Genomic DNA, 15,295 nt, shown 5'->3' on the forward strand with positions numbered 1-15,295 from the left:
AGAACGGGCAAAGGGTGATTCGTTGGAAACGGGATCCGAGGATTGCCGAAGCTATGGTGGACGAGAGGGTTGTAGTTGAGGGGGTAACGGATAGCGGGAAAGTGGTAACGTTTACTCCGCATGAGGCGATACAATACGGGTTCTGTGACGGAATTGCGGAGAGCGTGGTGGAAGTGTTACAGAAAGAGGGAATTACGAATTATGAGTTGCACGAGTATAAACCGACGACGATGGATCGGTTTATAGGGTTTCTGATTAGCCCGATCGTGCAAGGGATTTTGATCATGATTATTATCGGGGGAATTTATTTCGAGTTACAGACTCCGGGAGTTGGTTTTCCCTTGGTGGCAGCGATAACAGCGTGTTTGTTGTATTTTGCCCCGTTGTATTTGGAAGGGATGGCAAATTATGTGGAGATAATCCTGTTTGTGGTGGGGATTATCCTGTTGCTGCTGGAGATATTCGTGATACCGGGTTTCGGTGTCACCGGGGTACTGGGAATTGTTTGCGTGGTGGCGTCGCTGGTATTGGCGGGGATTGATGATTTCACGTTTGATTTCTTGCCGGATTTTACAAGTGCTATTATTCGCTCGTTGTTTTTCGTGGTGAGTTGTTCGTTACTCTCACTATTCGGGAGTATTTGGTTGAGCCGAAAATTGTTTGGTTCCCGGCGATTGAATTTTGCTCTTCATGCAGAACAGAAAGTGGAGGATGGTTTCGTGGGCGTGGATATGGCGGCAAAGGAGGAGATCGGTAAGGTGGGGACTACGTTCACAGATTTACGTCCGGCAGGGAAGGTAATGATCGGAAACGAGGTGTATGACGCCGTGTCAGACACGGGTGCTTTTATTGAGAGAGGAAAAGTGGTACGGGTGGTTAAATACCAGGCCGGGCAGGTTTACGTGGTTATAAATTAAGAGAATATATATAAAAAGAGGTGTAAAATTGGAACGATATGGGAAATCGAACAATAGGTATGATAGGTGTGTTGTCGTGCTTACTGGGAGTGAACACGGTTTCATATGCCGGAGAGGCAGGAAATGATGTAAGTAAAAATCATGCAAGATGTATGGTCATGCAGGATGATGAGCGAGTACAAAACTGGATGAAACAAGCGGGGAAGCATTACGACGAGGAGAATTACGGGGAGGCGATGAAATACTATCGTTTGGCAGCAGATGCTGGGAATACGGAAGCTCAGAATATGGTCGGATTGCTATATGATTTAGGATTAGGTGTGCCGGAGAATAATGCGGAAGCGGTGAAATGGTATCGGAAGGCTGCTTTGAATGGTGATTTTTATGCGCAGAATAATTTGGGGTTAATGTACAAGGATGGCGAGGGGATTACTCAAAATTATGCGGAGGCTGCAAAGTGGTTTCGTAAGGCGGCGGATCAGAATTTTGATGAAGCATATTGTAACCTAGGTCTTCTTTATGAAGAGGGAAAAGGGGTTGTCAAGGATGTGATTGAGGCTGTGAGATGTTATCGGAAATCGGCAGAGCTTGGGAATGCAAGAGGGCAGTGCTGTTTGGGATATATGTACCAGTGTGGAGCGGGTGTTGAAGAGGATGTAGCCGAAGCCGTTAAGTGGTATCGTAAAGCAGCTGATCAAGAATATAACAGGGGCTTGTTTAATCTTGGTGTGATGTACGAAACCGGAGTTGGGGTTGGTAAAGATAAAGATATGGCTAAGGCATTATACGAGAAAGCTGCGGAGTTAGGGTACGAGCAAGCTACTGAAAGACTGAAGTTGTTATCAGGTGAAAGGGCAACTCTTTCAGAAGCGGCACTCAAGGAGTATTCCAGTCGGGCGGCCAAGTATTATAACGAGCAAAATTACACGGAGGCTCTAAAAAATTATTTAGTAGTGGCTGACTATGATGATGCCTATGCCCAATACATGGTCGGATGGTTGTATAAAAATGGCAAGGGGACAACGCTGAATTACAGAGAGGCGTCTAAATGGCTTTTGAAGGCAGCTAATCAAGGGAATATTTCCGCTATGAATGAGTTGGCTATCCTGTACGAGAATGGGAACGGGGTAGGTCAGAATTTAACGGAGGCGGTAAGGTGGTATCGGAATGCCGCAAATAAGGGAAACAAATATGCTCAATATAATTTGGGACGGATGTATCAGTATGCGAAAGGTGTTTCGAAAGACCTGTCTATGGCCAAAGTATGGTACGAAAAATCGGCTAACCAAGGATTTGATTCTGCCCAGAATAGTCTTGGAAACCTGTATTATAACGGGGAGGTGATTTCACAAGATTATGGTAAGGCAATGGAATGGTATCGTAAGGCTGCCGCACAAGGTAACATGTATGGGGAGTTTAACGTGGGATTACTGTATGAATATGGTTACGGTGTGACAAAGAATATTGAGGAGGCCGTGAAATGGTATCACAAGGCTGCCAATCGAGGTATGGATCGGGCGAAGACCAAATTGCAGGAGTTAGGACGCTGATCGATTATTTGATCTTTTTCAACAGACGATTGTATTCGTGTAAAAAGTTCGGGGTGAAAATGTTGGCGGCTGCATTTTGTTCGATCTCTTTGCGTGACCAGAAACGCCCCTCGTCTACTTCGTCGTTATTGATGTGAATGGCGTCATGAGAGGTACAAAGAAAAGGGAATACGAGTTCTCGTTCGCGGGAACTCTCCCACACGTAGGAACCGAGAAAACGGGCCTTGAATTTCGTGATACCCAATTCTTCGAAAGTTTCCCGTTTTAAGGCATCTTCTATTTTCTCTCCCAGTGCGACGTGTCCGCCCACGGCAGTATCCCACATTCCGGGAAGAAAGTTCTTTTTCATGCTGCGTTTTTGCAGGTAAATGTCCCCTTGTTCGTTGATAAGGTGGAGATGCACGACGGGATGCAGGAGCATGGAGCCGGAATGACAACTTCTACGGGTAGCTTTGCCGACGACTTCGCCTTTCTCGTTCACGATAGGTAACCATTCGTCCTGACTGGCTGCTTTGGCAAGTAGTCTGTTCTTAACAAATAACGTGAGGAAGAACAGGACAATCAGAATATACAATAGAGGTCCTTCTATGAATTGATGTATTTCTTCGTCAAAGATAAAGGCAGAAGTGAAAGCTAGGACTGTATGCAATACGAGCAGGTAAAATAGCAGGCGTAGCATCCGGTGCATGGCTTGTTGCTGTTCCGGGGTGATTTGTAATGTCTTACGGTATGATTCGGGCAATGTCTGAGTCATGTCCGCTTTCGAAAATGCAAATATCCCGATTAGCACACACATGGCAGCCTCTACGATGGTCTGTTGTATCCTTTCAAAAGAAGTTCCTTCGAGCAACACGCTGACTGCCGCAAGGGCAATGAAGAACAGGGTGTTGAAGAGTGTCATCTTGTTGATACGTTTCTCCCTGATCCATGAATAGAAAAACTCTCCGGCTCCTAACACGATTACGGCTATCAAACCGATTTTCGGACCAAAAAACTCTTCGGCAATGAAGTATAGAAGAATAAGGATAAAGGAGGGGAGAAGGGACTTCATACAATTGAAATTGAGAATTGAAAATGGAAAATTAAAAGGCAGGCTACAAGTTATCATTCCACTTGTAGCCTGTAAACTTGTAACTATCTGATTTCAGCGTTGAACAGGTGTTTGTAGGTACCCATCAACTTGTTCATAATTTTGTCGATCTGTTTGTCCGTGAGGGTCTTCTCTTCATCGAGAAGGGTGAAACTGACGGCGTAGGACTTCTTGTCTGCACCGAGTTTTTCTCCCTCGTACACGTCGAATAACGTGACGGATTTCAGTAATGATTTTTCTGTACGGAACGCCGTTTCTTTGATTTCCTTGAAAGTGACTTTCTTATCAAGCAACAAGGCTAAATCCCGTTTCACAGAAGGAAATTTCGGTAGAGGGGTGTAGGTTACCTTGAGGTTTTTGATGGCTTTCAGAATGTTTTCCCACGAGAATTCAGCGTAGTAGACTTCTTGATTAACATCTGCTTTTTTCAGCGGGGCTTTACTCAAGATACCCATGGATACGATATGTTTATCCCCGGCTTTGTACGTTAATCCTTCCCGGAAGATGTCCTTGTCAGTGGCATCAATTTTCAAGTTATCGGGGTGAAGTCCTAGACGGGTTAATATCATTTCGCAATATGCTTTCAAATAGAAGAAGTCAGTTTTCGTCTCTTTGACATTCCAGGTGGTCATGTTTTTATTCCCTGTGATGAAGAGAGAAAGCAAGTTGTCTTCTTTGTATTGTTTTTGCGGGTTGTCAATACCTTCTTTTTTGTTGAAGGTGTAGCCTTTACCGAATTCGAATAATTTCAAGTTGTTGTTTTTCCGGTTGATGTTGTAAGCAATATTTTCTAGTCCGCCGAAGAGCAAGGATTGACGCATAGCTCCTAAGTCTGCACTAAGCGGGTTGAATAACATTACCGTCTGCGTGGGATCGAAACACTTGAAGTCCTCGTAATAGCTAGCTTTCGTCAATGAATTGTTCATTACTTCACAGAATCCGTTTGCTGCTAATAGGTCTGAGATGATATTTTTCAACTGGAAGTCATCCGGCTTTTCGGAATAGCTTAGCGTGGATCTTACGCTGGCAGGTACTTCCACGTTGTTGAAACCGTAGATGCGAAGAATATCCTCGATTACGTCAGCTTCTCTTTGCACGTCAACACGGTAGGGGGGTATATTCAATAAAAGACCCTCTTCGCACTCTTCCATGATTTTCATTTCAAGAGAACGGAGGATGTTTTTGATTACCTCATGGTCAATTTTTTTACCGATCAATCGATCTACGTGAGCATATTTTATGGACACTTCGAAATCCTTCACGGGTTCCGGGTAGATGTCGATGGGAGCGCAAGTAATCTTACCTCCGGCAACTTCCTTAATCATCATGGCGGCTAATTTCAGCGCATAGATCACGATGTTCGGGTCTGTTCCCCGTTCATAACGGAAAGAGGCATCCGTGTTCAAACCATGACGGCGAGCTGTTTTGCGGACGAATACCGGGTCGAAACAAGCACTTTCCAAGAACACGTTTGTCGTTGTGTCTGAGATACCACTTTCCTGCCCACCAAATACTCCGGCAATACACATGGGGGCCTCGGTGTTACAGATCATCAGGTCATCCTCGTGTAATTCTCTTTCTACTCCGTCTAAAGTGGTGAATTTAGTTCCTTTGGCAACACTCTTCACGATAACTTCGTTTCCTTTTACTTTGTCTTTATCGAAAGAGTGTAAAGGTTGTCCCAAGCCGAAAAGAATGTAGTTGGTCACGTCCACGATGTTATTGATCGGGTGTAATCCGATAGCTTTCATCCGGTTTTGTAACCATTCAGGAGACGGTTTAACGGTTACTCCTTCGATACATATTCCGGCGTACCGACGGCAAGCCTCGGGACGTTCTACTCGTACGGTGATTTTAGCATCCGTACTGTCCGGATGGAATGTTTCCACGGAGGGAAGAGTATAGTGAATATCTTGTGTCTGTTGTAAATAAGCGGCTAAATCACGAGCTACACCAAGGTGTGAGGCTCCGTCAATCCGGTTCGGGGTAATATCGACTTCGATAACCGTGTCCCGGTAAACGTTGAAATAGTCTGCGGCCGGTATTCCAACCGGGGTATTTTCGGGTAATACCATGATTCCGGCATGATCGGTTCCGACACCGATTTCGTCTTCGGCGCAGATCATACCATTAGAGGCTACACCCCGTATTTTTGATTTCTTGATCACGAACTCTTCATCACCTTTGTAAAGGGTTGTTCCTACGGTGGCAACGACTACTTTCTGTCCGGCAGCCACGTTAGGAGCCCCGCAGACGATTTGTTCCGGTTCACCCGTTCCCAAATCAACAGTCGTCACGTGTAAATGGTCCGAATCGGGATGTGCCTCGCAAGTTAACACATGACCGATGACCAATCCTTTTAATCCCCCTTTTATTGCCTCAAATTCTTCGTACCCGCCAACTTCCAGTCCGATACTTGTCAGAATTTTGCAAATCTCTTCAGTGCTTTGGTCGATCTTTAGATAGTCTTTCAACCAGTTCAGTGATACGTTCATATTTTAATTTTAGATTTTAGATTGTAAATTTTAGATTCTATTTATTGAGTGATTTATTGATTCTTGATTCTGTGATTTTTCCCCATAGGTTAATCACCTAGTCTTTAAATCGTCAATCACCGAATCCTTTTAACTAAGGTCTAACATACGTTGAATGGGTAACCAAGCTTTCTCTCTCAAGTCTTCCGGGAGCCGTACCTCGTATTGCTCTTTTTCAAGAGCTTCGAGTACTTTTTCTAAAGTTACCTTCTTCATCTGTCCGCATATCGTTTTCGGGTGAATGGGGATGAACTCTTTGGTCGGGTTGTCCGCTTGGAGTTTATGGATGGTTTCCAATTCCGTGGCAATGATAAATCGTTGTTTCGGGGATTCCTTGGCATGTTTGATAATCCCTGCCGTGGAATACATGAAGGCACGGGGATGATTTAATACCCGGTCGTCGTGCGAACAACTGGATTCGGGATGAATCAGCACGTCAGCATCGGGATATTCTTCCAATTTATCCAGTACCATCTGGGTGTCAATTTTGTCATGTACGCAACAGTCTCCATTCCAAATTTCCATTTCCCTTCCGGTAACTTTTTGTATATAAGCACCCAAATTCTTGTCGGGAACGAAAAGAATTTTTTTGTCTTTCGGCAGGCTTTGCACTATTTTCAAGGCATTGGAAGATGTGCAGCAATAGTCCGTGTAAGCCTTGACTTCAGCCGTGGTGTTCACGTAGCTGACAATGAGACCATCCGGGTTTGCTTTTTTCCATTCTCTCAAGTCATACCCGGTTACTCCCTCGGCTAAAGAGCAACCGGCTCCTTCTGCGGGGATCAGCACTTTCTTATTGGGGGAGATGATGGATGCTGTTTCTGCCATGAAATGCACACCGCAAAAAACGATAATATCGGCTTCTGTGGTTCCGGCCATCTGGGAAAGTCCTAGAGAGTCACCCAAATAGTCAGCGATGTCTTGTACTTCAGGACGAGTATAGTAGTGCGCCAAAATGATGGCGTTTTTCTCTTTCTTGAGTTGTTTTATCCTGTCGATAATCTCTGTCTGCGTCATAACCTTGTTTTTTGAGACTTCAAAGATATAATAATTTTAGATTTAATGATTTTAGATTGAAACTTACGAAAGTAAGTTTTATAATCCTCAATTTTTATCTTTTAGTTTTAATCTTTTAGTTCATCTTAATGTTCATGCTAATATCCAAAGCTGTAACCGAGTGGGTGAGGGCACCGACACTGATGTAATCAACTCCGGTGGCGGCAACACCTTGGAGACGGGGGATACTCATGTTTCCGGATGCCTCTGTCTTTGCTCTGCCCGCAATAAGTTTCACTGCTTCGGCCATAGTTTCATTACTCATGTTATCAAGCATGATAATGTCTGCACCCGCGTCAATGGCTTGTTGTACCTCTTCTAAGGTGGTGGTTTCTACTTCCACTTTGATACTTAACGGAAGATTCTGTTTCACGGCTTTCACTGCATTGGGAATACCTCCTGCAATCTTGATATGGTTGTCTTTCAGCATGATCATGTCGTAAAGTCCCATTCGGTGATTGGAACCCCCTCCGTGGTGTACGGCCATTTTGTCCAATACCCGCAAACCAGGAGCTGTTTTCCGGGTGTCCAATAGCTGGGTATGCGTTCCTGCCAGCTCTTTCATGTAGTGAGAGGTAGCTGTTGCGATACCGGACATTCGTTGCAGGATATTCAATGATAGACGTTCCCCGCAAAGTAACGTGCGGTAGCTGGCTTCGATGCGCAGGATAATATCCCCTTTCTTTACGGTAGTCCCGTCAGTAACGAGAGGCTCCCATACTATATTTTTTTCAAATCTTTCAAATACTTGTTTCGCGATTTCCAGTCCGGAAATAACACCGTCGGCTTTTGCTTTCATTTCGGCAACCGCTTTAGCGTGTACCGGGATAATGGCATTGGTCGTAATATCTCCCGTTGCGATGTCTTCTTCTATCGCAAGGTCGATGAGTCTGTCTATGAGCGAATCGTACATATATTAATTTTAGATTTTAAATTCAACTAATTTCTTGATTTATGATTTTAAATTAAACTCCCTCCCGGCTACGCCGTACTCCCTCTATAAACAGAGGGAGAGTTAAAAATACCATCTTGAGATTGAAGAGTAACTAAACTCCTCCTCTGTTTATAGAGGAGGTGCCCGAAGGGCGGAGGAGTTCTCATTTTCAATTCTTCATTTTCCATTTTCAATTGTTCAGGATTACCGGTGTTGTTTTGATCTCTTTGCCTTTCTGTTGAATGATATGGCAAACATAGTCATCATTCGGGGTGGGGTAGTCGGAACGGAAATGACCTCCGCGGCTCTCTTTACGGAAGAGAGCGGAACGGATGATTAATTCGGCAACGGTAAGTAGGTTTTTACTTACTAGAGAATAGTATTCGTTCTCTTCGAATATTTCGGTTTGTTCCAAGCGGAGCAAGTTTTCCAATCCTTCCTGCAATCCGTTTTCCGTACGGATAATCCCGGCCTCTTGAGTCATGATGTCGGCGACCTTGTTTTTTAAAGACAGGTAGGCATCTAGTTTCTCTCGATCCAAGGAGAATGAAGGTATGGTTTCCGGAATCGGGTCTTCCCGTCGGTTACGTACGGAGTCTTCCACGGCACGTTTTCCGAACACCAAACATTCGATCAGGGAGTTAGACGCCAGTCTGTTGGCACCCATGATACCGGATGAGGCGAGTTCTCCGCATACGTATAAGTGTGGGATATTGGTACGTCCCGTGAGATCCGTTTTCACCCCGCCCACGGTGTAATGTGCTGCAGGAGCCACCGGAATACGGTCTGTCATGTCGATACCTAATTCCGCACATTTCTCGAAGATGTTGGGGAAACGTTTCTTGATCTTTTCCGGGTCAAGGTGTTTTAATGACAAGTAAACGTAGTCCTCGTGGTGTTCTTTCATTTGTTGGAATATGGACTGGGCCACGATGTCTCGCGGGGCAAGTTCAGCCAATTCATGTTTTCCCACCATAAAGCGTTCGCCTTGCTGGTTCAACAGGTGTGCGCCTTCACCGCGAACGGCCTCGCTCACCAGATATGCCTCTCCGGTAGGAGTGTAGATAGCGGAAGGGTGGAATTGAATGAATTCCATGTCCACGATTTCGCACCCCGCATTATAGGTTAAAGCCAAACCGTCTCCAATGGTCGTGTGAGGATTGGTCGTTCGTTTATAGATGGCTGAGGTCCCTCCGGAAGTCAGGAACACGTTGTGTCCCGTGAAGATTTCTTCCCGGTTCTCGTTAAAATCCCAGCATCTGACACCGTAACATCCGTGTTCATCCTGTAACAGGGCGATGACGGCATGATTATCGAATATTTCCACGGTAGGACAATGCTCCACTTTGTCAATCACGAAATTCGTGATCATTCTTCCGGTGGCATCACCTCCGGCATGAAGAATTCGTTTCTGGTGATGGCCTCCTTCTAGCCCTAGAGCCAGCTCCCCGTTTTCCGTGTCAAAGTGCATACCGTCATTGATTAATTCCTGTATGCGGGCAGGCCCTTCATTTACCAGTACGTTCACTGCGGGATAGTCACATAGACCTCTTCCTGCCGTGATCGTGTCTTGAAAGTGAAATAACGGGGCGTCATCTTCTCCGGTGACAGCCGCAATACCTCCCTGGGCGAAATAAGAATTACTTTCCCTGATGTTTGATTTAGTTAATAGTGCAACTTTCCCGTAGGCAGACGCACGATAGGCCGTGTAAAGACCCGCTAAACCACTCCCGACAATGATATAATCGTAATTACGCATTTTTGTGTCATGTAAATTGGCACGAAATTAGGATTTTTTTATCTATATCCCGCCTCTTTCCTTCGTTTTTTCAAGATTTCTTTCCTTCACTCCGTGTTTCTTGAGTTTTTCGAGAAATAGGGAATACCAATAGAAAAGCGTCAATCAAGGTGTTATCTGAAGTCCGTGAATGATTTGTTGAATTTTTCCCCGTACGCGTTTAGATATTCTTTCGTGAACTTCTCGTAACTTTTTTTAGCCAAAGAGTGTTTTCCTAGAGCCGCATAGGCATTTATCCGCAACTGAAGTGCGTGTTCGTTAAGTTGGTCAAACACGGATATGGAGTCTGCGATTTGTAATGCCAAATCCGGTTCCATGATGGTATTCACGGAAGTTGTCGAGTAACTAACAAGAGTGTCAATGATATAATCAGACACGGTGGCTTTGAAACGATCTAACCATTCATATCCGGTATCCGAGAGGAAACCTCCTTGACGGGTGAGTTGGAGTAGTTTCAAGATGTCTTCCCGGGAGGAAAGTTTTCCTTTGCTATACAGTGTCAGGTAGTCATAATAATCGATATAGATGGTTTCCGGGTTTAAGAATAATTCCCAACTTCCGGTTTTATTACTCACTTCATTTTCTCCTAGGGTGTCCAAAATACTCCGGAGCTTTCCAATGTTGACGGCCCGGTTATTTTTGGCACTTTGTTCGGTTTTATCAAACCAAAGGATCTCTTTCAAGCGTTCCGAGGTGATTCCTTTTTCGGGAGTGTGGGTCACCAACAATAAAAACAGCTCTTTCAAGAGCGGGGTGAATTTTTTGGTAATATTATTTCCTTCCGCATCATAGATGTGGAACCCGCCAAACAGGTAGATGGCATTCGTGGTGCGGGGAGAGTAGGCCGGCAGACTATCAGGAATAGTCTCCAGTTCGTTTTCCAGTTGGACAGCAGAGGCCGTTTGTTTCCGACGTAATAATTTCTTTCGGATATGAACCCCGCTGAATATCAATAAATCGATAATCAAGATAAACACGAACCAGTACCATATACTTTTAGGTATATGTTTGTCGGTTGTTTCAATGAAACGGATATTGCTGATCTGTAAAGCGGGATTTCCACTCGGGTCAAGCACTTGTTCCTTGTCAGCGGTAAAGGTAAATTTATATCCGGCTTTGGGATTAAAACCGAGGTTGTTGATGGTGTATAGTGTGTCACCGAGTTGAATGATGAACTCTTTCTTTTGTTGAAAGAGTGTCAGCTTGATATTGATTTCCTGCTCTCCGGATGTTGTTTTAAACTGGGGAATGGGAAGTTTCCTTAGGTTTTCTTTCGAATAAACAATGAGTTGTTGTAATTCTCCCCTGCGATAGTCGAGAAATACGTTATAATATTCATTTTCATTGGACTTGATCTGTAAGATAGGCCCGAAATAAATTTGTTGCCGAGGTTGCAGTAAAATATCAAAATCTAATAGTAGACGTTTTTTCAAATAAATATAACGGTTTTTGTCTGCCGGGATCGTGTCGTTCTTTTCTGTTTCGCTGTTGTTTGTTTGTGCGGATAAAGTGACTTGACTGGAAATAACGAGCAGGAGTATAACTAAAACGCTCACGCATAGTTTATATAGTGCGAGATAGGTGTTTGTTATAATTATATATTTCTTTGATTTTTTCATGCCCTGCAAATATAATATTTGCGGACGAGAATCGAAAGTAAAAAATGACTGCCCGACAAATAAAGATAGAGGGGTGTCGGGCAGTCTCAAGTAGACTTTGGTTGCAAAAAGTCTAGAATAAATAGTTTATGGTTTGAACCATCATAGCTTCAAAATCATGTGCCACACCTTTGACTATGACTTTCTTCCAATTGAATACCATATTGTTGGCTTTACTAATGCGTTCGCCTTCGCTATAATAATATTCTCCGCGGGCAAAACGATACAATCCCTGGGCATCGGATTGTTCGTCATGCCGCAAGGAATTATCATTGGGATCAATGTCCTGATCTCCCAATGCGACAATGAGGCTCGAACCGAACAAGTGGGAGAGTGTCGTGTTGTCTGTATAACCAGAGTTTTTCAACCCGTAGGGATATTCAACCTGTACGTCGGGAACCGTGTACCAGCCGGCATTAGCAGCAACAGCCTTGTTCAGATGCGTGTTCTGTTTAAAGGTCACGAAACGATGTACGAATTGAGCTCCGGCCGAATGACCGAACAGGCTGTACTGGGTGACTTGGTTCCCGGTTTCAGCCTTCACGTAACTGAATATAGCCTCGATCACGGAAAAAGACCATTGCTCTTCGGGAAGAGCCTCGTTCTTTTTGAACATGTTGCCTTCGATATATTCGCTGGTGGAATAATATTCCTGTGGAAATTCCAAAGCAATGGCAATAACTTCCTTGCTCTTGAAATTCTTCATCCACGCTGCCAGGTAATCGTTGGCGTTTCTTCCGGTTCCGGGTAGGATAAACACGATCGGCATGGTCTTGATGTCTCCTTCCGGAATGTAGAAATGCAGGTTGATCGGTTTCGCTTTCAGGGGCTCGTAATCCGTGTAGGTTACAATCCCGTGGCCCGTACCCAGTTTATTTAAAACCGGGTCGTCCACGTCACTTTTCCATTCACAACTGCACAAGAAGAAGGTGATGAATAATGATATGATTAAATTGGTTTTCATCGTATCTGAAATTAGAAGATAATTTGAACTGAAAATTCTGCGCTAAGCTTTTCGTTTGCCGTTTTGAAGTTCGGGTTCTTCAGGTAGGTAAAAGCTCCTTGACACATCAAGCGGTTGTCGATAAAATATTTTGCCACGCTTACTGCATACTCATTGGTCTCCCAAAGCGGGGAGGTCTCCGTTTCTTTGAATTCCGGTTTCACTTTGCTGAACCGGGCATCGAATCCCCAACCGCTTTTCAAAAGGTAGCCCACCTGCACGTTATACCCGTTTCCAAGATTTAGGTAATTGGCAATCTCTTCCGGTTGCAGGGGTTGGTCTCCCGTGCTTTTCGTGTAAATACCTTTCAAGTCGGTAGCCGATGCGTTGACATATTCGGCCATAATACTCCAACCTTGCCATTTGAATAATAAGTCGGCAGCGATTTTGCGAAGTGCCGGGAATTTAGAGTCTCCGTCTTTGTCATAAAGAACGAAATCTCCATGTCCTTCACCAACTTTGTTGCTTGCCCCGTCATTGTAACTCATGGCTCCACCAACCAATAATTTCGGTGATTCTTCACGAGCAAAATCTGCTCCCACACCGTCATTACCTGATTTGAATTCTCCTAATGGAAGTACGTCTAAGCGCCCCCCGTATTTTAAACCTCCCATATCGACGTCAATAGAACTGGAACCGAAAGAGTTTCTTCCGTCTCCCGTGGTGATGGCGATAGAAGGTTTTAATGCTATTTTTCCAAGATAGAGTTTGCTTTCAAAAAAGAGTCCTAGTTCACGTCCGGTACCTGAGAAATACTGGCTCACGATACTACGGTCTGCCATGCTCAGGTTCTTTTCGTGCATGATCATTTCCCGGTTATTGGTGAATGTTTGTTTTTGCCCGACGGTAATGGTCAGGTAATCTTTTAGGTTGTAAGCAGCCCAAGCATCCATAAGAGGGTTGGAGTCGGCAAAATTGGCTTCCAGCATGAACGTGAATTTATTGTGTAAAGCACCTCCTTTGAATCCGAAGAAGGCATTCTTCACGCCGAATAATGATTCATCCTCGCCATCTTTTTCATTCCGGTAGGCACCGTAAACTTGGATAAAACCGTTTAGGTTGAAGTTATATTCGCCACCATTCAAATTAATGTCAAGTCCTTTGCCTAATTCGAATTTGGCAGTATTTTTATTATCCTGTGCAACTGTTGCGGTTACTGATAATAATGTTATGATTGCTATAAATAATGTTTTCATAATGCTGTTATTCCCTTATTTGTCACTGTTCATTTTTCGGTAAACCGGTAATTCCTCTCCTTGTTTTGTTTCGTAGATCCGGTAATTGATAAATCCGTTTGCGGCTTCCGGTTCGAGAACCGAGGCTGCCACGTTTCCATTTTTCTGGTTCATGGGAACCACGAATGTTCCGGCAGGGAAGAAGACTTGTTTCGTGTTCACGGTCGTTTTTACTTTTACCGGGTAGAATTTTTCAAATAGTGAATATTCTTCTTTGTAAGAATCCACCGTGTAAGTTTCAACGTCGAGCGTCATGGGGACGGTCAATGTTTCAACCTTTACTCCTAGTTCCTGAAGTTTCCAGGCGATCTCCGGTTGGAGAGCTGAAATATAATAAGCCTCCGGGCGTTTCCGAACGAGAGTAGGGGTGGACTCTAAAGATAGATTGGCGCATACTTTCACGTTCACCATTTGGTTCGTGTTCATGCTGATAAACGGTAGTACGTAGTCATCCACGCTCTTGGGAGAACTGGTAACGACAATGTCATTCCGAGTTTGTGCGGCCTGTCGGGTGATGCGCATTACTTCATCGGCATGGTCGTAGGCTGTTTTCAAGTAAGATTCTGCCAGCGTGAATGCCGTGCAGACTCTTCTTTTTAAAGAGGTCTTACCTATTTTCACACCTCTCAATTCCATCAAAATAGCAACGGAGTTTCCAAGAGAGAAAGCATTTGCTGTTGACCGGGGATTGATTCCACCCACGTTGAAAACGATTTCTCCGAACTTTTTGGCTGTCGTGAAATAGTCGTGGTGTCGCAGTTGTTTTGCGTCCAGTGCTTTGCGGGCGTTACCGACAAATGTCTGGGCTGTCAGGTTCCGTAACTCTTGGGGAACATTCAAGTTACCTGTGTAGAGGAACATGGCATCGAATGAATTCGTGATGTTGTCCGTGCTGATTAGCGTGTAGTCGGCACGAAGTGGTTGAAATTCATGAAAATCAATAACGACTTGAGGGGCATATTGATTGTAGAAATTTCTCAATACAACAGCCTCGGGAGTAGCCAGTTTACTTTGATCCCGGTTCAAGTCCAGCGTGTTGGCTGTCACTCGTTCCAAATGACTTCCCCCGTCGATGTTTACCATCGGAATAATGGTGATTTCCAAGCGTTCCAACAAATAAGCCAAGTCGGGATCGTTTAACAGGCGATCCATTGTGTAGAGCATACTTTCGGTGCTTCCCGGTTCGTCACCGTGTACTCGGCCGAGAAATAAAACTCGTAATTTGACATTTCGGGTCTTTCCGGCAATTCTTACGGCAGGTATTTCTACCCCTTTCTGGGTTTTCCCGATAAAGGACAAACTTGCTGTCTCCGGGTGGCGGGTAATCAAGTTATTGATATAGGACATCATTTCGTCGTAAGTCGTGCATACATTCCCTTTCTGGAACCACGGCGTGTGAATATCCATCTCCGGATCGGCAAAGAACTTTTTGGCCACCTTGGCAGGTTGTTGGGCCCATAAAGCACCTGCTTGTAGGAGAATCAATAATGTAAATAAGTATTTTATCATTGTATTCATCT

The 15,295-nt window shown here is 44.4% G+C and carries 11 protein-coding genes; 2 read left to right on the forward strand and 9 right to left on the reverse strand.

What is annotated here, in order from left to right:
- Window positions 1-917 (forward strand): nodulation protein NfeD (locus AB5542_RS13560; RefSeq protein WP_368243128.1); only part of this gene is annotated, 917 nt, incomplete at its 5' end.
- Between the two features lie 38 nt (window positions 918-955).
- Complete coding sequence (locus tag AB5542_RS13565) at window positions 956-2,467, forward strand: tetratricopeptide repeat protein (protein WP_279039833.1); 1,512 nt, start codon at window positions 956-958, stop codon at window positions 2,465-2,467.
- 4 nt (window positions 2,468-2,471) lie between these two features.
- Here AB5542_RS13565 and AB5542_RS13570 read toward each other — a convergent pair whose 3' ends face one another.
- The 9 genes from AB5542_RS13570 to AB5542_RS13610 form a co-directional block, all read right to left on the reverse strand.
- The gene (locus AB5542_RS13570) at window positions 2,472-3,023 is read right to left on the reverse strand and encodes an NUDIX hydrolase (protein WP_229782451.1); all 552 of its coding nucleotides are present in this window, start codon (window positions 3,021-3,023) and stop codon (window positions 2,472-2,474) included.
- Window positions 3,024-3,601: 578 nt separating this feature from the next.
- Window positions 3,602-6,052, reverse strand: a complete 2,451-nt coding sequence (pheT, locus tag AB5542_RS13575; RefSeq protein WP_279039835.1) for a phenylalanine--tRNA ligase subunit beta — start codon at window positions 6,050-6,052, stop codon at window positions 3,602-3,604.
- A 129-nt stretch (window positions 6,053-6,181) separates the two neighbouring features.
- Window positions 6,182-7,108 (reverse strand): quinolinate synthase NadA, encoded by a 927-nt coding sequence (nadA, locus tag AB5542_RS13580; protein WP_168044386.1) that lies wholly within the window; start codon window positions 7,106-7,108, stop codon window positions 6,182-6,184.
- Between the two features lie 115 nt (window positions 7,109-7,223).
- Window positions 7,224-8,060, reverse strand: a complete 837-nt coding sequence (gene nadC / locus AB5542_RS13585; protein WP_279039836.1) for a carboxylating nicotinate-nucleotide diphosphorylase — start codon at window positions 8,058-8,060, stop codon at window positions 7,224-7,226.
- Between the two features lie 211 nt (window positions 8,061-8,271).
- The gene (gene nadB / locus AB5542_RS13590; protein ID WP_168044390.1) at window positions 8,272-9,840 is read right to left on the reverse strand and encodes an L-aspartate oxidase; all 1,569 of its coding nucleotides are present in this window, start codon (window positions 9,838-9,840) and stop codon (window positions 8,272-8,274) included.
- 152 nt (window positions 9,841-9,992) lie between these two features.
- Complete coding sequence (locus tag AB5542_RS13595) at window positions 9,993-11,498, reverse strand: hypothetical protein (protein ID WP_279039837.1); 1,506 nt, start codon at window positions 11,496-11,498, stop codon at window positions 9,993-9,995.
- 112 nt (window positions 11,499-11,610) lie between these two features.
- Entirely contained in the window at window positions 11,611-12,501 is an 891-nt protein-coding gene (locus AB5542_RS13600; RefSeq protein WP_279039839.1) for a hypothetical protein, read from the reverse strand.
- A gap of 11 nt (window positions 12,502-12,512) precedes the next feature.
- Complete coding sequence (locus AB5542_RS13605; RefSeq protein ID WP_279039842.1) at window positions 12,513-13,736, reverse strand: porin; 1,224 nt, start codon at window positions 13,734-13,736, stop codon at window positions 12,513-12,515.
- Window positions 13,737-13,751: 15 nt separating this feature from the next.
- Entirely contained in the window at window positions 13,752-15,293 is a 1,542-nt protein-coding gene (locus AB5542_RS13610) for a M14 family metallocarboxypeptidase (protein WP_279039843.1), read from the reverse strand.
- Window positions 15,294-15,295: the final 2 nt, after the last annotated feature.

Source organism: Butyricimonas sp. RTP31003st1_G1_RTP31003_210430 (genome assembly GCF_040920905.1).
GTDB classification, from domain to species: domain Bacteria; phylum Bacteroidota; class Bacteroidia; order Bacteroidales; family Marinifilaceae; genus Butyricimonas; species Butyricimonas paravirosa.